The 23,803-nt window shown below is 62.1% G+C and carries 23 protein-coding genes; 11 read left to right on the top strand and 12 right to left on the bottom strand.

All coding sequences use genetic code 11. The features are described from left to right. Positions 1-4: 4 nt before the first annotated feature. The 4 genes from RIF72_RS03915 to RIF72_RS03900 are packed head-to-tail and all read left to right on the top strand — an operon-like array spanning position 5 to position 4,115. A complete protein-coding gene (locus RIF72_RS03915; RefSeq protein ID WP_309073549.1) occupies positions 5-1,225 on the top strand; it encodes a Gfo/Idh/MocA family oxidoreductase in 1,221 nt (406 codons plus the stop codon). Positions 1,226-1,236: 11 nt separating this feature from the next. Continuing rightward, positions 1,237-2,241 (top strand): sugar phosphate isomerase/epimerase family protein, encoded by a 1,005-nt coding sequence (locus RIF72_RS03910; protein ID WP_309073548.1) that lies wholly within the window; start codon positions 1,237-1,239, stop codon positions 2,239-2,241. Positions 2,242-2,289: 48 nt separating this feature from the next. Then, positions 2,290-2,991: a ThuA domain-containing protein gene (locus tag RIF72_RS03905; RefSeq protein WP_309073547.1), complete on the top strand. Its 702-nt coding sequence runs from the start codon at positions 2,290-2,292 to the stop codon at positions 2,989-2,991. Continuing rightward, positions 2,976-4,115 (top strand): Gfo/Idh/MocA family oxidoreductase, encoded by a 1,140-nt coding sequence (locus RIF72_RS03900; RefSeq protein WP_309073546.1) that lies wholly within the window; start codon positions 2,976-2,978, stop codon positions 4,113-4,115. Before RIF72_RS03905 ends, RIF72_RS03900 begins: the two co-directional genes overlap by 16 nt. A gap of 67 nt (positions 4,116-4,182) precedes the next feature. Here the strand turns inward: RIF72_RS03900 and RIF72_RS03895 are convergent, their stop codons facing one another. The 7 genes from RIF72_RS03895 to RIF72_RS03865 are packed head-to-tail and all read right to left on the bottom strand — an operon-like array spanning position 4,183 to position 12,012. Continuing rightward, entirely contained in the window at positions 4,183-5,031 is an 849-nt protein-coding gene (locus RIF72_RS03895) for a CoA ester lyase (protein ID WP_309073545.1), read from the bottom strand. A 47-nt stretch (positions 5,032-5,078) separates the two neighbouring features. Then, positions 5,079-5,564 carry a MaoC family dehydratase gene (locus tag RIF72_RS03890; RefSeq protein WP_309073544.1) on the bottom strand — a complete coding sequence of 162 codons (486 nt, stop codon included), beginning with the start codon at positions 5,562-5,564 and terminating at the stop codon, positions 5,079-5,081. Further along, positions 5,561-6,313: a CoA transferase subunit B gene (locus RIF72_RS03885; protein WP_309073543.1), complete on the bottom strand. Its 753-nt coding sequence runs from the start codon at positions 6,311-6,313 to the stop codon at positions 5,561-5,563. The genes RIF72_RS03890 and RIF72_RS03885 overlap by 4 nt, the downstream gene beginning before the upstream one ends. Beyond that, positions 6,310-7,077 (bottom strand): CoA transferase subunit A, encoded by a 768-nt coding sequence (locus tag RIF72_RS03880; RefSeq protein WP_309073542.1) that lies wholly within the window; start codon positions 7,075-7,077, stop codon positions 6,310-6,312. Before RIF72_RS03880 ends, RIF72_RS03885 begins: the two co-directional genes overlap by 4 nt. Before the next feature lie 20 nt (positions 7,078-7,097). Then, positions 7,098-8,261 (bottom strand): acyl-CoA dehydrogenase family protein, encoded by a 1,164-nt coding sequence (locus tag RIF72_RS03875; RefSeq protein WP_309073541.1) that lies wholly within the window; start codon positions 8,259-8,261, stop codon positions 7,098-7,100. After that, the gene (locus tag RIF72_RS03870) at positions 8,258-10,399 is read right to left on the bottom strand and encodes a biotin carboxylase N-terminal domain-containing protein (RefSeq protein ID WP_309073540.1); all 2,142 of its coding nucleotides are present in this window, start codon (positions 10,397-10,399) and stop codon (positions 8,258-8,260) included. The genes RIF72_RS03875 and RIF72_RS03870 overlap by 4 nt, the downstream gene beginning before the upstream one ends. 2 nt (positions 10,400-10,401) lie before the next feature. Continuing rightward, positions 10,402-12,012, bottom strand: a complete 1,611-nt coding sequence (locus RIF72_RS03865; RefSeq protein WP_309073539.1) for a carboxyl transferase domain-containing protein — start codon at positions 12,010-12,012, stop codon at positions 10,402-10,404. 139 nt (positions 12,013-12,151) lie between these two features. Here RIF72_RS03865 and RIF72_RS03860 point away from each other — a divergent pair, with 139 nt between their 5' ends. Beyond that, a complete protein-coding gene (locus tag RIF72_RS03860) occupies positions 12,152-12,784 on the top strand; it encodes a TetR/AcrR family transcriptional regulator (protein ID WP_091467621.1) in 633 nt (210 codons plus the stop codon). Positions 12,785-12,831: 47 nt separating this feature from the next. On the opposite strand, the gene RIF72_RS03855 is transcribed toward RIF72_RS03860, so the two are convergent. After that, the gene (locus RIF72_RS03855) at positions 12,832-14,625 is read right to left on the bottom strand and encodes an alpha/beta fold hydrolase (protein ID WP_309073538.1); all 1,794 of its coding nucleotides are present in this window, start codon (positions 14,623-14,625) and stop codon (positions 12,832-12,834) included. Continuing rightward, positions 14,622-15,221 (bottom strand): TetR/AcrR family transcriptional regulator, encoded by a 600-nt coding sequence (locus RIF72_RS03850; RefSeq protein ID WP_309073537.1) that lies wholly within the window; start codon positions 15,219-15,221, stop codon positions 14,622-14,624. Before RIF72_RS03850 ends, RIF72_RS03855 begins: the two co-directional genes overlap by 4 nt. Before the next feature lie 209 nt (positions 15,222-15,430). Between RIF72_RS03850 and RIF72_RS03845 the strand changes: the two genes are divergently transcribed. Further along, positions 15,431-16,303 carry an NAD(P)-dependent oxidoreductase gene (locus RIF72_RS03845; protein WP_309073536.1) on the top strand — a complete coding sequence of 291 codons (873 nt, stop codon included), beginning with the start codon at positions 15,431-15,433 and terminating at the stop codon, positions 16,301-16,303. Positions 16,304-16,400: 97 nt separating this feature from the next. Here RIF72_RS03845 and RIF72_RS03840 read toward each other — a convergent pair whose 3' ends face one another. The 3 genes from RIF72_RS03840 to pdhA are packed head-to-tail and all read right to left on the bottom strand — an operon-like array spanning position 16,401 to position 20,034. Then, the gene (locus RIF72_RS03840; protein ID WP_309073535.1) at positions 16,401-17,858 is read right to left on the bottom strand and encodes a dihydrolipoamide acetyltransferase family protein; all 1,458 of its coding nucleotides are present in this window, start codon (positions 17,856-17,858) and stop codon (positions 16,401-16,403) included. Beyond that, a complete protein-coding gene (locus RIF72_RS03835) occupies positions 17,855-18,865 on the bottom strand; it encodes an alpha-ketoacid dehydrogenase subunit beta (protein ID WP_309073534.1) in 1,011 nt (336 codons plus the stop codon). Before RIF72_RS03835 ends, RIF72_RS03840 begins: the two co-directional genes overlap by 4 nt. Continuing rightward, positions 18,865-20,034, bottom strand: coding sequence for a pyruvate dehydrogenase (acetyl-transferring) E1 component subunit alpha (pdhA, locus tag RIF72_RS03830; protein WP_375164192.1), 1,170 nt, complete (start codon positions 20,032-20,034; stop codon positions 18,865-18,867). Before pdhA ends, RIF72_RS03835 begins: the two co-directional genes overlap by 1 nt. Positions 20,035-20,229: 195 nt before the next feature. On the opposite strand from pdhA, the gene RIF72_RS03825 reads away from it, so the two are divergent. From RIF72_RS03825 to RIF72_RS03805, 5 genes are all read left to right on the top strand, one after another. Further along, a complete protein-coding gene (locus tag RIF72_RS03825; protein ID WP_309073645.1) occupies positions 20,230-20,700 on the top strand; it encodes an Lrp/AsnC family transcriptional regulator in 471 nt (156 codons plus the stop codon). A gap of 148 nt (positions 20,701-20,848) precedes the next feature. Continuing rightward, positions 20,849-21,493, top strand: a complete 645-nt coding sequence (locus RIF72_RS03820) for a hypothetical protein (RefSeq protein WP_309073532.1) — start codon at positions 20,849-20,851, stop codon at positions 21,491-21,493. A gap of 130 nt (positions 21,494-21,623) precedes the next feature. Next, complete coding sequence (locus RIF72_RS03815; protein ID WP_309073531.1) at positions 21,624-22,031, top strand: DUF4383 domain-containing protein; 408 nt, start codon at positions 21,624-21,626, stop codon at positions 22,029-22,031. Positions 22,032-22,072: 41 nt separating this feature from the next. Next, entirely contained in the window at positions 22,073-22,678 is a 606-nt protein-coding gene (locus RIF72_RS03810; RefSeq protein ID WP_309073530.1) for a hypothetical protein, read from the top strand. Positions 22,679-22,751: 73 nt separating this feature from the next. Beyond that, on the top strand, positions 22,752-23,771 hold the full coding sequence (locus tag RIF72_RS03805) for a PHP domain-containing protein (protein ID WP_309073529.1): 1,020 nt from the start codon (positions 22,752-22,754) through the stop codon (positions 23,769-23,771). Positions 23,772-23,803: the final 32 nt, after the last annotated feature.

Genomic DNA, 23,803 nt, shown 5'->3' with positions numbered 1-23,803 from the left:
TCCGATGACAGAACCTCAACCCCTGCGGGTGGGCATGGTGGGCTACGCCTTCATGGGCGCCGCCCACTCCCACGCATGGAGGACGGCGCCCCGCTTCTTCGACCTCCCGCTCGCTCCGCAACTGACCGCCGTGGCGGGCCGGAACGAGGAAGGTGTCCGGGCAGCGGCCAACAAATACGGCTGGGCCTTTACTGAGACGGATTGGCGCCGCCTCATTGAGCGCGACGACATCGATCTCATCGACATCTGCACTCCCGGCAACACCCATGCGGAGATAGCCATCGCTGCGCTCGAAGCCGGCAAGCACGTCCTGTGCGAAAAGCCATTGGCCAACTCGGTGGAGGAAGCCGAAAAGATGACGCGGGTAGCCCAGGCAGCTGCCGAACGCGGGGTGTTCTCCATGTGCGGCTTCACTTACCGACGCACGCCTGCCTTGGCACTGGCCAAGCGCATGGTGGATGACGGTCGTTTGGGCCAGATCCGCCACGTCCGCGCCCAGTACCTTCAGGACTGGCTCAGTGACGCCGATGCTCCCCTGACCTGGCGGTTGGATAAGTCCAAGTCCGGGTCCGGTTCCCTGGGTGACATCGGCGCGCACAGCATTGACGCCGCGCAATGGATCACCGGCTGCAACATCACCGGTGTGTCGGCGCTGCTGGAGACGTTCGTGAAGGAGCGCCCGGTGGGCGGCGACTTCGTGGGCCTTGGCGGACACGGTGGCGTGGACGGTCCACGCGGTCCGGTGACCGTGGACGACGCGGCGCTGTTCACTGCCCGCTTTGAGGCAACGCACGACGACGGCGCTGACGCAGGCTTATCCAACAGCGGCGGCTCCGGCCCCATCGGCATTTTCGAAGCCACCCGTTTTGCTTTGGGACGCAAAAACGCCATGCGCCTGGAACTCAATGGCACCAAAGGCTCCATTTCTTTCGACTTCGAGGACATGAACTCCCTGCAGTTCTACGATGCATCCTTGGAACCCGACGCAGGCTTCCGAAAAATCATGGTCACCGAACCGTCCCACCCCTACACCGGCAACTGGTGGCCCACCGGGCATGGACTCGGCTACGAGCACGGCTTCACGCATCAGGTGGTGGACCTCGTGACTGCCATCAGCAAAGCCGAGCAGCCCTCGCCGTCGTTCGCTGACGCCTTGCAGGTGCAAAAGGTGCTGGCCGCCGTCGAGACAAGCGCCGACAACGCAAGCCGCTGGCAGAACGTGTGAAAGGAAGCAACATGATTCGACCCATCACCCTGTTCACTGGTCAGTGGGCAGACCTTCCGTTCGAGGAAGTTGCACGGCTTGCTGGAGAGTGGGGCTTCGACGGATTGGAGATCGCCTGCTGGGGCGATCATCTCGATCCCGAACGCATTGTCTCCGACGACAACTATCTGCAGGGCAAGCTGGACATCCTGGAAAAGCACAAGCTGACCGTCCATGCAATCGCCAACCACCTCACAGGGCAAGCAGTCTGCGACGACCCGATTGACGAACGTCATCAGGACATCCTGAGCCCTTCGGTGTGGGGCGAAGGTGAGCCGGAGGGCGTCCGTCAGCGGGCTGCAGAGGCCATGAAGACCACGGCGCGCGCGGCCGCGAGGCTGGGAGTAAAGACCGTTACTGGATTTACCGGCTCGTCAATTTGGAAATGCGTGGCCATGTTCCCACCGGCCTCGGATGCCATGATCGAGCGTGGATATCAGGACTTTGCTGACCGCTGGAACCCCATCTTGGATGTCTTTGACGAGGTGGGTGTCCGATTCGCGTTGGAAGTCCATCCCTCTGAGATCGCCTACGACTATTGGACCGCCAAACGAACGTTGGACGCGGTAGGGCACCGGGAGAACTTTGGCCTCAACTTCGATCCGTCCCATTTCATCTGGCAGGACCTTGACCCGGTGATGTTCCTCCAGGACTTCGCGGACAAGATCTTCCACGTCCATGTGAAGGAGTCGGTCAGGCAACTCAACGGACGGAACGGCCGGTTGGGTTCGCACCTGCCATGGGCTGATCCGCGCCGGGGGTGGGACTTTGTCACAGCGGGCCACGGCGACGTGAACTGGGAGCCAATCTTCCGCACGCTCAATGCAATTGGCTATGAAGGACCAACCAGCATCGAGTGGGAAGACGCCGGTATGGACCGGCTGGTCGGAGCCCCCCAAGCGCTTCGCATGGTCCGGGAACTCGCCGCCATACGCCCGCCGGCTGCCGCCTTTGACGCCGCTTTTGCAACGCGCTGATCGCAACACCCCGACTCACTGATATACGCCCCAAAAACGAAGGAAACCATGACGAGCAACAACAAGACAGCGCTGGTGGTTCGCGGCGGCTGGGACGGACACCAGCCGGTGGAAGCCACAGAGCTGTTCATTCCCTACCTGAAGGGCAACGGCTACGACGTCCGTGTGGAGGAATCCCCCAAGATCTACGCCGACCCCGAATATATGGCCACCGTGGACCTGATCGTGCAATGCGTGACCATGACCACCATTGAGAAGGATGAGTTCGAGGGCCTGCGCACTGCGGTCGAAAACGGCACCGGCCTGGCAGGCTGGCACGGCGGGATCGCTGATTCGTACCGCAACAACTCGGACTACCTGCATCTGATCGGCGGCCAGTTCGCCTGCCACCCCGGCAAGCATGCTGACGAGCAGATCGGCGAACAGTCAGACAACTACGTTCCGTACACCGTCAACATGCTGCCTGCCGCATCCGACCACCCCATCACTCGGGGAATCGGCGACTTCGACCTCGACACGGAACAGTACTGGGTCCTGTCCGACGACTACATCGACGTGTTGGCCACAACCACCCAAAAGGTCCGCGAGTGGGACCCGTGGAACCGCGAAGTCACTTCTCCCGCCATCTGGACCCGTCAGTGGGGCAAAGGAAAGATTTTTGTCTGCACCCCTGGCCACCGGGTGGAAATTCTCCAGGACAGCAACGTCCGCACCATCATCGAAAGGGGCATGCTGTGGGCATCTCGATAAACGAGGCCAAGCCGCTGAAGACCGATACACCGCTGAACGTGGGAGTCATCGGCTGTGGTGCCATCATCGCCCAGTACCTGGCCAACTTCCGCCGGCTGGATTCCATTAACCTAGTGGCGGTCGCGGACCTTGATCCGGCACGGGCACAGGCCGTCGCGGACTCGTACGACGGTGTCCGGGCACTTACCGTGGACGACCTTTTGGCAGCAGACGACGTTGACCTCGTCTTGAACCTGACCATTCCTGCCGCCCACGCAGACATCGCACTCAGGGCCATCGCAGCAGGCAAGTCCGTCTACGGTGAAAAGCCGCTGGCAGCCACCACGGCGGAGGCACGGCAGGTGCTGGATGCGGCCGCCGCGGCCGGCGTGGTGGTTGGTTGCGCACCCGACACTGTGCTGGGAACGGGCATCCAGACAGCTCGTAAAGCGATCGACGACGGACTGATTGGCTCACCTGTTTCCGCGACTGCCACCATGGCGACGCCCGGGCACGAACGTTGGCACCCGAACCCTGACTTCTACTACCAGCCAGGGGGTGGACCTTTGCTGGATATGGGTCCCTACTACGTCTCAGCGCTTGTCACACTGCTTGGACCCGTGGTTTCGGTGGTGGGCGCTGCGAGCCACACCCGCAACGAGCGCACGATTGGTTCGGGTCCGCGGCAAGGCCAAAAAGTCCCGGTGGATATCGACTCGCATGTCACCGGAGTACTGGTCCATGAGTCCGGTGCTTTATCCACCTTGTTCATGAGCTTCGACGCCGTAAAAACGAAGAGCCCCAACATTGAGATCCACGGTGAAACGGGTTCGCTGATGGTCCCGGACCCCAATTATTTTGAGGGTGATGTGCAATTGTTCGCACTCGGCGCCGAGGATTGGGAGACGCTCCCTGTCTCGGCCGGCTACGTGGACTCAGGGCGCGGCTTTGGTATTGCAGACCTCGCCGCGACTCCGGCCGGACAGGAACCCCGTGCCGGCGGCCAATTGGCGTTCCACGCCTTGGACGTCATGGAATCGGTGCTGGAATCGGCCAAGAACGGGCAGGCAGTGGCCATCAAGAGCACTGCTTCCCGGCCAGCGGTGGTTGAACTGACGGAACTCTCGACGCCGGTGCGCGCCTAGCGCTCGGCACACCCGCCGAGATGCCAGTTAACACCCATGTTTGCCCGCCGAACATGGGTGTTAACTGTCATCTCGCGGGGTGTCCGGCGCGACGAAGTGTCGCTTCGGCGTGCTTGAGAATGGGTCCGTCGATCATTTTGCCCTTGAACTGGAACACTCCCGTGCCCGCAGATGCTGCCGCCTCCAGTAGCTCGGTGGCTTGGGCTATGACTTCCGGGGTGGGCGCATAGGCCTCACGGACTACTGCTACCTGATTCGGATGGATGCAGGCCTTGGCGCCGAAGCCACTGGAGACGGCATCCTCCGATTCTGCCAATAAGCCGTCGAGATCCGGGATGTTCACGTACACCGAGTCGATGGCTTCCTTGCCCGCGGCTTTGGCGGCAAGCAGTACAGCGGACCGGGAGTACAGGGCGACTGCCCGGTATCCGCCGTCGTCGTTCCTGCTGGAGAGGCCACCCAGCGACGCCAGCAAATCCTCGGCACCCCACATCAGCCCCACGACGTTCGGTTCGGCGGCGATAGCAGAGGCGTTGACGATACCCGCAGCAGTTTCGCACAGCGCGATGACCTGATAGCCCTCCAAGGACCTGAGCTGCTCCGCACTCTCCGCCTTTGCCAGCATCACCGTGCGGTAAGGCGTTCTTGCCAAAGCCTCAAGGTCGAGGTCGAACTCGGGCGTCCCTACTGGATTGACCCGAACAATGGTGCGGCTTGGCTCCAGCCCACCGGAATCCGCCTGCTTCAGAATCGCTTCGCGGGCCCCCGGCTTGTCCGGAGGAGCTACGGCATCTTCCAGGTCCAGGATGACGGCGTCGGATCGATCAGCGGCCTTGCCGAAACGCTCCGGCCGGTCTGCAGGGCAGAACAAGAGGGCCGGACCCATGGTGAACGGAGTCGCGTTGGATGAAAGCATGAAGGTCCTTGCTGCTGGTGTCCTACAGAGAGTTTGGAATTCGTGGGTCAGGACTGCGCGGCGTGCGCTGCCTTGGTCCACATCAGGCAGGTCCGGGTTGCCAAGGCCACCACTGCCCCGTCCTGATTGCGGCCGGTGTGCTGCATGGTCACCACGCCTTGACCCGGGCGGGACGACGACAGCCGTTTTCCCGTGATCACTGTTTCCGTATAAAGGGTATCGCCGTGATACAGCGGGTGGGGGAAGGTGACATCCGTGAGCCCTAACTGCGCAATGATGGTCCCCTGCGTCAACTGGGTCACGGACTGTCCCACCATGGTGGACAGGGTGAACATCGAGTTCATCAGGCGCTGCCCGAACGGCTGCCCTGAGCTCCAGGCCGCGTCCAAATGCAGTGCCTGAGTGTTCATGGTCATGGTGGTGAAGAGGACATTGTCAGTCTCGGTGACAGTGCGGCCCGGCTTGTGGGCGTAGATCACGCCCTCTTCAAGTTCATCGAAGTACAGCCCGCGCTGCTCAACCACTCGCGTCATACGGTGAGCTCCTGGTCTTCCTCGAACAGCTCAGCACCAGTAGCGGCCAGGACATCCTCAAGGGTGACGTTGGGGGCCAACTCACGGAGGACAAGGCGCGGGTCACCTTCGTCCTTGACGACGTCGATGACTGCCAGATCCGTGATGATCCGGTCCACACAGCCTTTCCCTGTGAGCGGGAGCGTGCAGTCCTGGACGATTTTCGGCCGGCCGCTGCGGTCTACGTGCTCCATCATGACGATGACCTTCTTGGCACCGAACACCAGGTCCATCGCACCGCCCATGCCCTTGACCATCTTGCCTGGAATCATCCAGTTGGCCAGGTCACCGTTCGCGGCCACCTCCATGGCACCCAGGACGGCCACGTCCACGTGACCGCCGCGGATCATGCCGAACGACGACGCCGAGTCGAAGAACGCAGCCCCCGGATTCGTGGTGACCGTTTCCTTGCCCGCGTTGATGAGGTCCGGATCAATCTTGTCCTCGGTGGGGTACGGACCAACGCCAAGGATCCCGTTCTCGGAGTGAAGAATGACCTCCACCCCGTCGGGAATGTAGTTGGGGATCAGCGTGGGCATCCCGATTCCCAGGTTCACGTATTGCCCGTTCGTGAGTTCCCTGGCAACGCGGGCGGCCAGTTCGTTGCGGGTCCAGCCTTTGGCCTCGTGATGTTCGACGTCGGCGCGACGGTACTCGTGCCGGACGGCTTCCGGGCGGGGCGGGATGTCGTGGTAGGTATTGTCGGTCATCGATCCGCTCCTGCCGTCAGCGCTACCGTCCGCTTTTCTATCCGTTTCTCGTTCGACGTTGCCACCACTACCCTTTGGACGAAGATCCCCGGTGTGTGGATGTGCTCCGGGTCAAGTTCGCCGGGTTCCACCAACTCCTCTACTTCGGCAATGGTGATCCTGGCCGCCATGGCACAGAGGGGGTTGAAGTTCATCGCTGTCGCGTGGAAGACCAGGTTGCCGTGCCGGTCTCCCTTCCAGGCGTGGACCAAGCCGAAGTCCGGTGTCAGTGACTCTTCCAGCACGTAGTCCGCGTCGTTGAAGGTGCGCACCTCCTTCGGTGCTGAGGCCAGCGCAACGTTTCCGTCGGCGTCGTACTTTTCCGGGAGGCCGCCCTCGGACACCTGGGTTCCCACACCTGCTTTGGTGTAGAAGGCCGGGATGCCGGCACCGCCCGCGCGGAGCTTCTCAGCCAAGGTGCCCTGCGGAGTGAGGACTACTTCCAGCTCCCCCGCCAGATACTGCCGGGCAAATTCCTTGTTCTCGCCCACGTAGGAGCTGATGGTTCGACGGATACGTCCGTCCTTGAGGAGAATGCCAAGGCCCCAGTCGTCCACGCCGCAGTTGTTGCTGACCGTTTCAAGATCCGTGGTGCCCTGTTGGTGGACGGCATCGATCAGGGAAACGGGGATGCCGCATAAGCCGAAACCTCCAACGGCCAGTGAGGCACCGTCCGGGATGTCCTTCACCGCTTCCGCGGCACTGGCAACAACCTTGTCAATCATCCTTGATCCTTCCCGTACGGTTACAGACCCAGCTCGCGGGCGATGAGCATCAGTTGAACCTCGGTGGTGCCCTCCCCGATTTCAAGGATCTTGGAGTCGCGGTAATGCCGTGCCACCGTGAATTCGTTGATGAAGCCATAGCCGCCGAACACCTGGGTGGCGTCCCGCGAGTTATCCATGGCTGCCTCGCCTGCGACCATCTTAGCGATGGCCGCTTCGGTCTTGAACGGCTTGCCTGCCAGCATCCTGGAGGCGGCGTCGTAGTAGGCAAGGCGGGCAGTGTGGGCCCTTGCCTGCATCCGGGCGATCTTGAACTGGATGGCCTGGTACTTGCCGATGTTCTGCCCGAACGCGCTGCGTTCCTTCGCGTACTTCACGGACAAGTCCACGCAACCCTGGGCTGCGCCGGTGGCCAGTGCGGCGATGGCTATGCGGCCCTCATCAAGGATGGAAAGGAAGTTGGCATAACCCCGGCCGCGCTCGCCCAGGAGGTTCACTTCAGGAACGCGGACATTGTCCAGGGTGAGCGGGTGAGTGTCGGAAGCGTTCCATCCCACCTTGTTGTACGGCTTTTCCGCCCTGAAACCGGGCGTGTCGGTAGGTACCAGGATGGTGGAGATTTCCTTCTTGTTACTGCCGTCAGCGTTCTCTTTATGTCCCGTGACTGCCGTGACGGTGACCAGTGTGGTGATATCCGTGCCGGAGTTGGTGATGAACTCCTTGTTGCCGTTGATGACCCACTCGCCGTTTTCCAGATGGGCATTGGTCTTGGTGCCGCCGGCGTCCGAACCGGCTTCACGTTCCGTTAGGCCGAACCCGGCCAAGGAACGCCCGGACGCCAGCTGCGGTAGCCACTCTTTCTTCTGCTCCTCCGTGCCGAACCGGTACACCGGCATGGCGCCAAGCGACACACCGGCTTCAAGGGTGATGGCCACCGACTGGTCAACCCGGCCCAACTGCTCCAAGGCCAGCGCCAGCGCAAAATAGTCGCCACCCATTCCACCGAATTCCTCGGGGAATGGCAGGCCGAACAGGCCCATCTCCCCCATCTGCTTCACAACCTCGTACGGGAAGCTATGCTCTTCGTCGTGTTTGGCGGAGACCGGTGCGACAACCTCGTCAGCGAACTCGCGGACGGAGTCGCTAAGGTCCTGGTATTCCTCGTTGAGTTCAAACGTGCTCATCGCTGGACTTCCTCGTCTGTGCTGTTGTTGTCTATATGAATGGTGGCGAGCACCTGATCCGCTTTGACCAGGTCGCCGGGTTTGCTGGTGAGGTGGACGGTTCCCGCAACGGATGCCACCAGTTGGTGCTCCATCTTCATCGCTTCCACGGCTAGCAGCGCCTGGCCTTCCTCGACGGAATCCCCGTCGGCCACGGACACCGAGACCACCGTCCCGGGCATCGGTGAGCGCACCTCTGGGTCCGCAGCCCCGTCCTCGCGCTGAATGCCGGCGAGCATCCGCCGCAGACGCTCAGCACGACTCAGGACCTCCAGCTTGCAGGACCAGCCATCGTTGCCTACGTGGATTTCGTGGGCATCACCCCGGGTAATGCCCACCGCGAAGGTGACAAATCCGTCGTCGAACTCCAACGTGATGCTGTTCGCGCTGCGATCCGTCACCTTCACCTGAACTGGATTCCCGCCATCGACGGTTGCCGTGACGGTACTGTCCCGTTCTGTGATGGAAACCGTGGCGATTTCACCGCCCGGAACACCAAAGGTAGTTGTCCACGCCCCACGGCCGCCGATACGCCAGGAGTCGAGTGTCTTCCACGCGTTGCCCGCGAGCGCCGAACCCGTGCGATCCAGCCACAGGATGACTGCGGCGGCGATCAATTCGGCGGGACCAGCGTGCCTGAATTCCATGGACGGCAGCTTGCGCTCGATCAGTCCCGTATCCAAATGGCCGGCGCGGACCTGGGGATCATTTATCAGCAACCGCAGATATTCAACGTTCGTGTCCACGCCCAGCAAGGTGTACCGGCCGAGCGCAGCGTCAAGGGTGTCCAGCGCCGCTGCCCTGTCCTCGCCCCACGCGATGACCTTGGCGAGCATGGGATCGTAGTCCCCTGTGATCTCCAGGTTGTCCCGCATGGCGGAATCAATCCGCACGTTCGCATGCGCCTGTCGGTGCCCGGACAAGGTTGCATCCGCTGCGCCCTGCTCCGCGAGCGCCACAATGCGCCCCATCGATGGCATGAAATTACGTTCAGGCACCTCGGCGTAGACGCGCGCCTCAACGGCATGCCCCCTTAGTACGACGTCGGACTGCGCAACGGTGAGCACCTCACCGGCGGCGATCCTCACCTGCCATTCGACGAGGTCGATGCCCGTGACCATCTCCGTGACAGGATGCTCCACCTGCAGCCGGGTGTTCATCTCCATGAAGAAGAACTCGTCAGGGTGGTCGTCGGAGATCAGGAATTCGACGGTTCCCGCGCCGCTGTAGTTGACCGAACGTGCCGCGTTGCAGGCGGCCTCGCCGATGCGGGCCCGCTCCCCTGCGCCGTCGGGCAGTGATTCGAAGAGGGCGGACGGGGCTTCTTCGATGACCTTCTGGTGGCGCCGTTGGAGTGAGCACTCGCGCTCGCCGAGGTGGATGACGTTGCCGTGGTTGTCGGCCAGGACCTGGACCTCGATGTGCCGGGGCGCGCGAATGAGCCGCTCAAGGAAGAGAGTGTCATCACCAAATGCGGCTGCTGCCACGCGCCTGGCTGTGGCCAGCGTTGAGGCCATGTCCTGGGGCCGTTCCACCACATGCATTCCCTTGCCACCACCACCGGCTGAGGGCTTGATCAGCAAGGGAAAGCCGACTCCCGGGGCGGCGTCGATCAGTTCCTGATCCGTGAGCCCCGGTTTGGCGATGCCGGGCACGCACGGCACGTCGTACGCCATCACGTGGTTCTTGGACCGGATCTTGTCGCCCATGACTTCAATGGCACCAACTCCCGGCCCGATGAACGTGATGCCGGCGGCGTCCAGCGCCTTGGCGAACTCCACGTTCTCGGACAGGAAGCCGTATCCCGGGTGGACAGCCTCGGCCCCACTACGTCGGCAGGCATCAATGATGGCGTCGATCTTGAGATAACTGTCTGCGGGCGCCGTGCCACCGATGGCGACAGCAGTATCGGCGAGGGCTACGTGCTTGGCATCTTTGTCCACGTCCGAGTACACGGCCACAGAGCGGATGCCCATCTCCTTCAGGGTCCTGATGACGCGGCAGGCGATCTCCCCGCGATTGGCAACAAGGACGGCGCTGAAGGTACGGGCTTGGACCGCCGCGCTGGGTGGGGCTGTGGTTGTTGTTGGGAGGCTCATGGTCACATCCTGAAGAGACCGAAGGAGGTCTCGGGCAGTTGTTGGCGTGAGACGACGTCCAAGGCCATTCCCAGGACGTGCCGTGTGTCAGCAGGATCGATAATGCCGTCGTCCCACAATCTTGCGGTGGAGTAATAGGGGCTTCCTTGGTCCTCGTACTGTTGCTTGATGGGAGCTTTGAAGGCTTCTTCGTCCTCCGCGGACCATTCCTGGCCAGCTGCCTCATATTGATCCCTCTTGACGGTGGCCAGGACGCTGGAGGCTTGGTTTCCACCCATCACCGAGATGCGGGCCGCGGGCCACATCCACAGGAACCGTGGCGAGTATGCCCGGCCGCACATGGAGTAGTTGCCAGCGCCGAAGGAACCACCGATGACCACTGTCAGCTTGGGCACACGGGCAGTAGCCACTGCTGTAACCATTTTGGCGCCGTTCTTGGCGATGCCGCCTTGCTCGTAGTCCTTGCCCACCATGAAGCCGGAGAGGTTCTGCAGGAAGATCAGCGGTATGCCGCGCTGATCGCAGAGTTCAATGAAGTGTGCGCCCTTCAGGGACGATTCGCTGAAGAGGACGCCGTTGTTGGCTACGATACCCACGGGATGGCCGTGCAGGTGCGCGAATCCGGTCACCAGGGTGGTGCCGTAGTTCTTCTTGAACTCGTGGAATTCGGATCCATCAACCAACCTTGCGATGACTTCCCTGACGTCGTATTGGGCGTTGACGTCCGTGGGAACCACACCGTAGATCTCTGAAGGATCGACGACGGGCGGCAGGACGACGTCGGACACGTCCCAGGCCGGCTGCGCCGGCTTCGGCAACGTCGCCACGATGTCCCGAACGATCTCCAAGGCATGTTGGTCATTCTCGGCCAGGTGGTCCGTGACCCCGGAAATCCTTGAATGGACGTCGCCGCCGCCCAGTTCCTCCGCTGTGACGATCTCACCAATCGCTGCCTTTACCAGGGGCGGACCGCCCAGGAAGATGGTGCCCTGGTTCCGGACTATGACGGTCTCATCACTCATGGCGGGTACATAGGCACCGCCGGCCGTGCACGACCCCATGACGGAGGCGATCTGCGGGATCTTGGCGGCGGACATTTTGGCTTGGTTATAGAAGATCCGGCCAAAATGCTCCTTGTCCGGGAAGACTTCGTCCTGCTTGGGCAGGAAAGCTCCCCCGGAATCCACGAGGTAGATGCACGGAAGCTTGTTTTCCAAGGCGATCTCTTGGGCCCGGAGGTGTTTCTTCACGGTCATGGGATAGTAAGTGCCCCCCTTGACCGTGGCGTCATTGGAGATCACCAGAACGTGGCGGCCATGGACCAGGCCAATGCCTGCAATGACCCCGGCGCCCGGGGAATCGTCGTTGTACATGCCATTCGCAGCCAAGGGTGCGATCTCAAGGAACGGGCTGCCGTCATCGAGCAAGTAGTCAATGCGTTCCCGCGGCAGAAGTTTCCCGCGGGCGATGTGCCGCTCCCGGGACTTGGCAGGGCCGCCAAGGGCCGCCGTCGCCAGGCGCTCCCTCAGCTCCTCCACCAGGGCCAGTTGCGCTTGCTGGTTGGCTTCAAAGGTGCCACTGGCGGCTCCCGTCAGACTGGCAATTGTCTCCATTGACCCCTGTTCCATTCCCGGCCGCAGGCCATTTCGGTTAGTGCCACGTAACTGAAATTTAGGTTAGTCTTTATTAACTGTGATGTCCAGCACAGGCGGTCCAGCAAGCGCTGGGCCGGACTGGCGCAAGGAGGAAGATGTGACCGCAGGTCAGGAAGCAAGCATCAACGGCACCCGCGCCGCCGCCACGCAGCGCGGCCAGGCGAAGGAGCTCCGCAGATTGGCCTTGTTGTCCGCTGCTGCCGGACTCTTTGCGGAGAACGGTTTTACCCGCGTGTCGCTCGAGGACCTCGGAGCAGCAGCAGGCGTCAGTGGCCCCGCCGTTTACCGGCACTTTCCCGGCAAGCAAGCGGTCCTGGGAGAGTTACTACTCAGCGTCAGCCGTGACTTGCTGGACGGTGGATTGCGGGTGGTGTCGGAGTCCGAAGATCCCCGGACCGCACTGAAGGGACTCATCCAGTTTCAGGTCGATTTCGCCCTCAGCAATCCTGACGTCATCCGTGTCCAGGACCGGGACTTCGGAAGCCTCAGCGACGCCGACCAGGCAGAAGTCAGATCCCTCCAGCGCAGTTACGTCGAAACGTGGGTAGACGTCTTGGCCCGCATTCACACGGACGCAGACGTCCCCGGCCTCCGTGTCCGTGCACACGCAGCCTTTGGTTTGATCAACTCCACACCCCACTCGGTGCGCCACCACGGCAGGAAGATCGCTGTGAAGTCGGCCAGGCCGATCCTGGAACAGATGGCTTTGGCGGCTCTCACTTCAGCGTGATCGCCACGCCTCGTTGGCGGATTCTCACACGGTGCGGGGCGCCCTGTTCACTCGAGCGATCCCTTGATGAGCGCGACGAGATCATCACCATGCGTCAGCTGCGGATGGTGCCCGGCGCCCGGCACCGAGATCAGCTGAACATTCGGAAGTGACTTGAGCTGCTCAACCACACCCGGGGCCAGGGGGTCATCACCTCCCGTGACGATGCGGACCGTGCCGGTGAATCGCCACAGCGCTTCCCGAAGCTCGGTACGCCACGGCTTCGATCCCGCAAGGGCCAGGTGCTCGGATACCCTCTTGGCGCTGCTTCGCTTGAGGTCACTGAGACTGGACTCCAGAGCAGCCGCGCTCCCTCCTGACCCGGTCAGTTGGTGTGACAGCCGCGCCGGGTTGACGTGTCGCAAGTAGGCGGACACGAGCGGCCGCTTTCCGGCCGGGCCACCCATCGGGACCTGGAGAAAGAACGGTGCTATCAGCGTGAGGGACTTGACCTGCCCGGGGAGCCGGTCAGCCGCGACTACCGCCGCAGCCGCACCGATCGAGTGGCCAATGAGGTCAGCAGGTTCCCCACCCAACACAGCAGGCAGCCACTTTTCCCAGTCCTGAACGCCTGTTCCACCACTCAGGCCGAGTCCGGGCAGGTCTACAACCCGGGCGCCGATACCCGACGCCACTTCGGCCCACGTATCTGCGTTGAGCGGTAAGCCGGGAAAGACCACCCTGCTGGACCTGGCTACGCCGAGCTCAAATGTCCTTAGACCGCCAACGCCTGCGAATCGACGACCGTCAGCCGTGACTGCGCCAAACCGATGCGCAGCCAGGTGGTCGGCCCACCGCTCCAGCGACACCAGCACATCCGGCATCGGAATCCTGTGCCTGGCGGCGAACTCGATGGCTGAATCTGTCGGATACCGGTCAGCTGACATGAACGTCAGCGTCTCAGGATCTGCCTTGGTGATCCGCTGCGGGAGCCGCTTGATGACACCGATCGGCATTCTTAACCGCGGGACCTTGACACCGAGATGACGGCCAACGTGCGTGAGCAGATCTGCAAGCGGCGGGGTGGCGTCGTCGAGAATCCAATAGGCCTTGCCGTCAGCAACCGGATCGACCGCCGCTGCAGTCATGAAGGCCGCCAGATAGTCGACCGTGACGACCGGGAGGAACGTTTCTTGGTTTCCAGGCAGTGCGGCCATGGTGCCGTCCCAGATCTGCCCAATGGTGGTGGCCAGCCCGATGAGTTGATCGGACTCACCGGTCACGCTGTCCCCGATCACACTGGCCGGATTGACGATGGTCCAAGGGACTCCCCGCTCCAGCGCCCGGGCTTGAAAGATGGCGTCGGATTCCACCTTTGAGGCTTCATAGGCTCCAAGTTCCTCGTAGACCGCGGCGCGATGGTCCTCTGACCATGGAACGGTCGCGGGGTCCTGCCCGCCGACGCGGTAGCCCGAGACGTGGACGACACGCTGCAGATTGGGGAGTTCTCCGGCAAAGTCAATGAGCTTCTCGACGATGCCGACGTTCGCACTGCGTGCCTCCTGCGCGGTCATTCCGAACCGATACAACCCGGCGCAGTTATGGATCTCGGTGATGAACGGGAATGCCGAGGGGCCGCCCTCGACGATCTCTGGAGCATCGAAGTCGACGATCGTCGTGCTGATGCTCCCCACCAAACCATGCTCCCTGGCCCATCCCTCGACCCGCGCTCCGGACTCTGGGGTACGAACTGCCGCCGTGACGTTAGCGCCAGCTTCAGCAAGGGACAGGACGAGGTGCCGGCCGACCATTCCCGAAGCCCCGAAGACCAGGGCATGACGGGAGTCTTCATGTGGTGTCATCGCGTCCCGCCAACGGTCTTGCAGCGCTGGTTAATGAGCTCTGCCACGACATCAGCGGCCGACAGCAGGGGTTGGGTGCTTTGCATGGCGCGAGAGACGATCACCGCCCCCTCGATCGTTGATACAACAACGGTTGCCAGGGATTTGGCCTCCTCGGCGTCAAGACCACTGGCTTCGAGGAGCGCGGATGTCGGGGTGATCCACGACTCGAAGGCAGCTGCACACGCCTGCCTCAGCCGCTCGCTTTCCGCGCCCATCTCCAGGGTGACGACGGAGACGGGGCAACCCAGCCGGAAGTTGCTCTCGCTGACGATGGCGGTCAAGGCCTCAATCGCGGCGCGGGCAGCCTCAGCCGCGCTCCCCGCGGAAACTGCGGCCTCTGCAATGAGTGCTTCGAACTGTTTCGCGGCGAGCTCAACCGCTGCGACGCCAAGCCCCTCCTTCCCATCGGGGAAGTGGAAGTAAACCGACCCCTTCGGTGCTGCCGCGTGTTCGATCACGGAATTCAGCCCCGTGCCGCTGTAGCCACTTGTTTGGATGAGCTGGAGCATGGACTCCGTGAGCCGTGCTTTTGTCAGGTTCCCTTTTATTGCCATAACCAAATAATAGACCGGTCTATATATTTTGCAAACTGCTGACTGCCCTGCGCACAAGCCAGCAGTGGGTCGTTCCGACGTACCTAGGACTCCCAGGGCCAGCTTGAGTGGCTGTTTTCTGCCGCCGCGCCGCCTAGGCTGAAACCCGAACCCATGTCGAATCTGGAAAGCCACATGCCTGGGTACCAGCCACTATCGAGGAGCGCCCCATGAGGATTGCAGTCACCGGCGGAAGCGGAAAACTGGGCAGGAGCGTGGTCCGACGTCTTACGCAGGACGGCCACGAGGTGCTCAACATGGACCGCGCAGGCACGCGCGGCCGGGGTTACGTCAACGTTGACCTTCGAAATTACGGCCAGGTCCTCGATGTCATCCTGGGCCTGGATGACCAACACGACGGCCTGGACGCGATAGTTCACTTGGCAGCCATTCCAGCACCGGGGCTGGCCCCGGATGCTGCAATCTTTGAGAACAACATGGTCTCCACCTACAACGTGTTCCAGGCGGCGCGGAGAGCGGGCATCAAGAAGGTGGTCTATGCCTCCAGCGAGACCGTGCTGGGACTCCCCTTCGACATCGAGCCTCCCTACATTCCCGTGGATGAGGAGTACGCGGCCCGGCCGGAAAGCACCTACTCGCTGGTTAAGCATCTGGAAGAGCAGATGGCCATCCAACTGACGCGATGGGATCCGGAGTTGAGCATCACGGCGCTGCGCTTCTCAAATGTCATGGACCCCGAGGACTACGACGCGTTCCCGTCCTTCAACTCCGACGCAAACCTCCGGAAATGGAACCTCTGGGGCTACATCGACGCCCGGGATGGCGCCCTTGCGGTGGTAAGGGCCTTGGAACATGGAGAACAGGGCTTTGAGACCTTCATCATTGCCGCCGCCGATACCGTGATGAGCCGAAGCAGCGCCGAATTGGCTGCCGAAGTCTTCCCCGGCGTCGAGGTCCTCAAGGAACTTGGCGAGCACGAAACCATGCTGTCCATTGACAAAGCCCGCAGGTTGTTGGGCTTTGAGCCGGAGCATAGCTGGCGCAACGTCCACTCCAACCGCACCACGCCAACCGAAGACTGACACCGCCCACCGGCCGACGCGCGCGACGGCCCACCCCTTAGCTGCAGTCTCCTGCAAGCACTCGTAAAGGGATGGGCCGGGCGCAGCTTCGGACGCGTCAGATCATGGTCATGACCATGGCAGGGTCGGCCAGGAGTGAGCCGAGGTCCGCAAGGAATCGTGACCCCTGTTCCCCATCCACCAAGCGGTGGTCGAAGGACAGGCTGAGCGACATGACCTGCCGAACGGCGAGTTCGTCGTTAACAACCCACGGCGCCTTCCTCACAGCGCCGAGGGCCACAATGGCGGCCTCGCCCGGGTTCAGGATGGGAGTTCCGGCGTCGATGCCGAACACGCCGATGTTGGTGATGGAGATGGTGCCGCCAGACAAGTCCGACGGCGACGTCTTTCCTGTCCGCGCCGTATCAGTCAGTTCAGTTAGCGCCGTGGAGAGCTCACGCAGCGTCAGCCGGTTCGCGTCCTTGATGTTCGGGACCGTCAGGCCCCGGGGTGTTGCGGCTGCGATGCCCAGGTTCACGTAATTGAACTGGACAATTTCCTGGTTGGCCTCATCCCACCGCGAGTTCAACGATGGGTTGTTCCGCAACGCCACCAGAACCGCCTTGGCCGCAATGGTCAGGGGCGTCAGCTTGTAGCCTTCGAATGCCTTATTGCCCTTGAGCCTGGCCAGCAATTCCATGGTTGCCGTGACGTCCACCGTGAGGAACTCCGTCACATGCGGGGCAGTGAACGCGCTCTGCACCATGGCTGCGGCTGTGAACTTGCGAACGCCCTTAATGGGCGTTCGGGTTTCCCGCTCACCCTGTGCAGCAGAACCTGGAGCCTCAGCTGGAGGTTCCGGTGTACCGGAGAAGTTCTGAACGTCCTCGCGGGTGATGAGCCCGCCCGGTCCGGTTCCGGGAACGAGCTCCAGGTCTACCCCCAGGTCACGGGCGAGCTTCCGGACCGGCGGGGTGGAGCGCGGTCGCTCGGAGGTTTCAGGCTCTACTTGACGTGACGCCACTGGCTCGGCGCCTGCCGGCGCCTCCGGGATTGGAGACTTCATTTCCTGGGCCTGACCGCGGGCACGCCGCGTTGGGCGACCGGAATGTTCGACGACGGCGCCGTACCCCACCAGGTTCGGCTCACGTTTCGCGGGGCTCCCCACCCCATCGGCGGCAGCGGCGGCGGCACCCTTGGGCGATGTCTCGACGACGGCCCGGTCACCAGAGGAATCGTCACCAGCGGATACGCCATCAGCGGACCCCGTCCCAGCAGACCCTTTACCAGCAACAGGTGCGCTGCCCCCGTTGGAGGAGCCGGCGTCGTCAACCTCGAACGAAACGATCGGCTTGCCAACCTCCACCACGGTGCCGGGCTGCTCATGAAGTTCCGCCACCACTCCTGCGAACGGCGAGGGCAACTCGACAACGGCCTTGGCGGTTTCAACCTCGGCGATGACCTGGTTCAGCGTAACGGTATCCCCCACCGCCACTTTCCAGCTCAGGATTTCCGATTCGGTCAGGCCCTCGCCAAGGTCCGGCAGCCTGAATTCCTTGATCATGGTGGCGGTCATCCTTCCAGTCCACTCAGCGAATTGCGGCGGCCCAGGGCGCGGTCCACGCCGTCGAGAATTCGGTCCAGGTCCGGCAAGTGGTGCATTTCGAGCTTCGAGTAAGGGTAGGGAACATCGAAACCGGTAATCCGGACCGGAGCGGACTCCAAATAATGGAAGCAGCGTTCGGTGATGCTTGCGGCGATCTCGGCGCCGAGGCCACCGGATTGGCCGGCCTCGTGGGTGATAACCAGCCGACCGGTCTTGCGAACAGAAGTTTCGACGACGGGGTAGTCCACAGGGGCCAGGGAGCGGAGATCTATGACTTCCACGGAAATGCCCTCATCGGCCGCGGCCATGGCAGCGTCCTTGGCGGTTTTAACGAGGGGACCGTAGGCAACCAGCGTCACGTCAGACCCTTTCGTGACCACGGCAGCCTTGTCCAAAGGAAGTGCAGTGGAAAGGTCAAGGGTCTCATCCACGTCGCCCTTGTCGTGGTAACGCCGTTTGGGCTCGAAGTAGAGGACGGGGTCATCGGACGCGATGGCCTGCTGAATCATCGTGTAGGCATCCTGCGGATTTGAGACAGCTACCACCCGGAGGCCGGAGGTGTGTGTGAAATACGCCTCGGGTGATTCGGAATGGTGCTCCGGCGATCCAATGCCACCACCGAACGGAACACGGATGGTGATGGGCATCTTTACCCGCCCTTGGGTCCGGTAATGCATCTTGGCTACCTGGCTGACGATCTGGTCGAACGCCGGGTAGATGAAGCCATCGAACTGGATCTCGCACACCGGCCGGTAGCCACGGTAGGCCAAGCCAACTGCGGTGCCGATAATGCCGGACTCGGCCAGCGGCGAATCGATCACCCTGTGCTTCCCGAAATCTTTCTGCAGCCCATCCGTGACGCGGAAAACGCCGCCGAGCGAACCGATGTCTTCTCCCATGAGGACTACTTTGGGGTCGTTCTCGAGGGACTTCCGGAGGCCGGCATTGATGGCTCGGGCAAAAGTGAGCTTGGACATCAGAGTGCACCTTCCTCGACTGGCTGGTTGAAACTGTTCAGGTAGCGCGAGTAGTGGTCCTTCTGGCGTTCAATCCAGGAATTGGGTGTGCTGTAGACGTGGTTGAAAACATCCAACGGCTGCGGGTCCGGCATATCGATGCAACTGGACCGAAGTTCCGCGGCCACCGCATCGGCCTTGGCCTTCACGCGGGTTTCAACGTCCTCGGTCAGCAGTCCCTTGGCCTCCAGCAGTTTGCGCAGCCTCAGGATCGGATCCTTGGCGGCCCAATCCTCCAGTTCGATGGGGTCACGGTACCGGGTGGGGTCATCAGCGGTGGTGTGCGGACCCATGCGGTAGGTGACGGCCTCAATGAAGGTAGGTCCGCCGCCCTTGCGCGCCCTGTCCAAGGCGACCCGAGTCGCAGCCATGACAGCCAGGACATCGTTGCCATCAACCCGCATGCTCGGGATACCGAAGCCGGTGGGCCTGTCAGCCAGCTGAACGTGGGACTGCACACGAACGGGCTCGGATATTGCCCAATGGTTGTTCTGGCAAAAGAACACCACGGGAGCCTGGTAACTCGCGGCGAACACCATGGCCTCGTTCACGTCGCCTTCACTCGTGGCACCATCGCCAAAGTAGGCAAGGACCGCAGTGTTGGCGCCATCCAACTGGACACCCATGGCGTAGCCGGTTGCGTGCAGGCTCTGGGAACCAATAATGATCTGAGGTGTCGCCAGATTGATGCGCAGGGGATCCCAGCCATAAGAGGCGTTTCCTCGCCAGACGCGGGCAATCTCGGAGAGGTGGGCGCCACGGACATAGGCCACGCCGCTTTCCCGGTAGCTCGGGAAGACGAAGTCATCGTCCCTCAGCGAGCGGCTGGAGCCGATCTGGGCCGCTTCCTGCCCCAGCAGCGGCGGCCACAATGCCAGCTCCCCCTGCCGCTGCAATGCCGTAGCCTCCGCATCAATGCGGCGAATAACGGTCATGTCCTCATACAAGGAGCACAGTTGCTCATCGCCGATGTCCTTGACCCAGATATCAAATTCGGGGTGGCTGATGCGCTCGCCGTCCGGCGACACCAACTGGAGCAGATCGCCGCCAGTCCTCAAGGGATTTTGTGCACTATGTCCTGGGCGTGGAGTGTCATGGTGCACTCCCTTGCCCGCCTGATCCGTTAACACAGGTGATCGCAACCTTCCGGCTCGTTTTCGTCGGCGCTGGCGGGACTTGTGATCCTGTCGCAGACCGGCCCTCCGGCACCTTCGCCGGAGTTAATTGTGACCCTACTCACAACACGCATCAGGTACAACTACTCTTGTTGAAGTTGAGCATTCTGCCCTGTTTTGGCGTTCAGCTCCGTGCTAATCTTGCGCATTATGCAACCCTTGGATGGCACTGACACCCGACTCCTTTCCGCCATGGCCAAGGACCCCCGCGGGACGGTGGTGGCGCTGGCGCAAAAGCTGGGATTGTCCCGCAACACAGTGCAGGCCCGCATGGCCCAGCTCGAGAAGAAGCACGCGTTCCTCTCCTTCGAGCGGAGGATCAATCCAGTGGCCCTCGGTTATCCGCTGACGGCATTCATCACCGTCCATGTACAGCAGCAGAAACTGGCCTCACTTGCCCAAGACCTGGCCGACATTCCGGAGATCCTGGAAGGCTTCGGCCTAACGGGCTCCGCGGACCTGTTGCTGCGGGTTGTAGCCCTGGACGCGGAGGACCTTTACCGCATCAACGGGAAGATCCTCGGCTGCGAAGGTGTGGACCGGACCGATACGGCACTGGCCATGCGGGAGATGATCCCCTACCGGGTGCAGCCATTGCTGGGGCGTCGCACGGATACATGATTTTCCCTTTCTACCTGCAGTTATTCCCGGCGAACCCTTGCCCGGGGAAGCGGACTTGCGATTTGATGCAAGAGGACGCATCGGGGACCGTCCAGAGGTTCCCGGCCAGGTGGTGGCGCTGCCGAAGGCTGCCGAAAGGGGCACTACCGTGAGCAATCCGCAAGAACCCAATAAGCCAGATCACCAACCCGGGTACAACCCGCCGCCGGTTCCGCCTGGACCCGAGTACCCCCCGCAGAGTGGCGGTTCACCGCAGTGGCAGCAGCCGCCGTCGTCCGCTTCTCCGCAAGGCAACCCGCAGTACGCACCTCAGGGCCAATACCCGCCCGGCCAATACCCACCCGGCCAATACGGCCAGCAGCCACCGAAGAAGAGCCGGAAATTGCTGTGGATCGTCCTGAGCATTGTGGCGGGAGTTATCGTGTTGGCCGTGGTGGGCATATTGGTGCTCGTCAACGTGGTGGGCAACGCGACGTCCAAGGCGAGATCCTTGGCAGATGAATTCACTAATCTGGTGGTGTCAGGCCAAACGGAGCAGGCCTACGACAACTACCTCAGCCAGCCATTGAAGGACGAGTTGGACAAACAATCGTTCGTGGATGGCATTGCCAGCTTGGAGCTGGACAGCTCATGCAAACCAAACTACAACTCCGTGAGCGTGAACTCGGAGAACGGAAACAACAAGGCAGACCTTGCCGGCAAGCTCCAATGTGACGGCAAGACCATCGATCTCCAATACATCTTCGAGGGCACCAACGACCTCAAGATGAGCAGTATCCGCCTGCGCCCCTAAGCGGAAGCAAAAAAAATCCTGCCCACCACCCATCCACCTGCGCTAATGGTCCGAATCACTTCCTGAGAGCCCCACCCGGGGCTCAGCAGGACGGCCGGGATATCCGGCCATCACCGGAAGGTTCGGACCAATGCGTACTTCGCCCAATCGCTTGATCGCCACCATCTTCGGAGCCGTTTACCTCTTGGTAGGCGTGCTCGGATTCTTTGTCACCTCGGGAATAGGCTTCTTCGCCACCGAGGGCGCCACCTTGATCATCTTTGCAGTCAACCCGCTTCACAACATCATCCACTTGGCCATTGGCGCCGCCCTTCTGTATGCCGGCATGAACAGCGTGGCGCTGTCCAAGTCCGTTAACACGGCCGTAGGAGGCGTCTACCTTCTGGTAGGTATCCTGGGGCTCTTCCTGGTGGGCTCCTCGCTGAACATCATCGCCCTCAACGGAGCAGACAACGTCCTGCACCTTGCCAGCGCAGTGGTCCTTTTGGGCGTCGCACTGTCGCAGGACAAGGCCGCAGTAGCTTCCGCCCGCGCCTGATCACCAACTACGCCACAGAGAGTGAAAGGACGGCACGAGCCATGGAAAGCAGCAGCCATCCCACGCTGAAAGCAGCCACCCTGCTATTCGTGTACTTCGCTGCCATGGCGGCCGGGATGGTTGAGCTTTCCTTGGCCGCCGGGTATCTGGTCGGAGCCACCACCATGACAAGCGGCTTGGTGGTTTCAGGTTTGGCTACCCTTCTGGGTGGACTGGCTTTCCTGGGGTGGTCTTTGTGGGGCCTGCATCGCAACTCACTCGTTGTCACCCGCTACGCCGTTCCAGCCTTGGCAGCGGCCGCCGCGGCCCACGTCGCAGTCATGGCGGCTGGCATCTCCACCCAGCGCTTACTGGACGTGAGCCACCTTGCCGCCCTCGGCCTGACGCTCATGGCACTTGCCGGAGCGGGCTGGTTGAGGCGGCAGTACAAGACCAACGACGGCGGCACCCACGGCCAGCCAAGGACCGGGCGGCTTCTGGCAGCCGCGTTCGGAGCCGCCGTCGTTGTTGCAACTGTGGCAACACCCGGCCTGGCAGCCTCAATGGCCGGACAGCACGCCGTCCCCCATGGCGAACACGGCCAGTCACCGGACGGAAAGAACGGCCAGGGCTTCAATCCAGCCCTGGACCCGGGTCGCCACCACTAGGCGGCGGCTGGACCGGCGCACCATTAACAATGCCCACTGTTGATGGTGCGCCTGGTTCGTGGATCATGGAGCCATGGATCCCATCGAGGCGCTCGACGAAATTTCCTTCTGGCTGGAACGAAGCCAAGCACCCACTTTCAAGGTCCAAGCCTTCCGCAAGGCAGCCGACGCCGTCCGGAAGCTTCCGCCGGAAGAGTTGGCAAGACTGGTCAGCAGCGGGCGGCTGACCAGCCTAAAAGGCGTCGGAAGCCGAAGCGCGGAAGTGATAACGCAGGCCTTGGAGGACCTCATCCCGGACTATTTGGCCGATCTGCGTGAACGCGGAACAGAATCACTTGCCTCCGGTGGTGACACCCTGCGGGCCGCCTTGCGTGGCGACCTTCACAGCCACAGCAACTGGTCCGACGGTGGCTCACCCATCGAAACCATGGTTGCCGCAGCCCGCACTCTCGGCCGGGAGTATCTTGCCCTGACGGACCACTCCCCCAACCTCACTATCGCCAATGGCCTCAGCGTCGAACGGCTTGAGAAACAACTGGGCGTGGTGGAAGACATCAATGCCTCACAGGACGGCGTCCGATTGCTCAAAGGCATCGAGGTGGACATCCTTGAGGACGGAACCCTGGACCAGACCCCGGACATGCTGGACCGCCTGGATGTTGTGGTGGCTAGCGTCCACTCCAAGCTTCGGTCAGACAAGAAGACCATGACCACACGAATGCTGGGCGGCATCAGTGATCCACATACCAACGTCCTGGGACATTGCACGGGCCGCCTTGTCCAAGGCTCGCGGGGTACCAGGCCTGAGTCTGAGTTCGATGCCGCCAAGGTTTTCAAAGAGTGCGCCGAATGGGGCGTGGCGGTTGAAATCAACTCACGGCCAGAGCGGCAGGATCCACCGGACAACCTCATCAGGATGGCCCTTGACGCCGGCTGCCTGTTCAGCATCGACAGCGACGCCCACGCTCCCGGGCAGCTCGATTTCCTGCAGTACGGGGCGGAGCGGGCCGAAGCCCTCGGCGTGCCGAAAGAACGAATTGTCACCACGTGGCCGTTGGAGCAATTGAAGGAGTGGCTGAGCCTGAAGAAGTAACAGATCCGCACAGTAGAAGGCTCCTCCTGCGG

Origin of the sequence: Paenarthrobacter sp., assembly GCF_031180005.1 — a bacterium.
Classification (GTDB): domain Bacteria; phylum Actinomycetota; class Actinomycetes; order Actinomycetales; family Micrococcaceae; genus Arthrobacter.
This window is presented reverse-complemented; position numbering and strand designations above follow the sequence as displayed.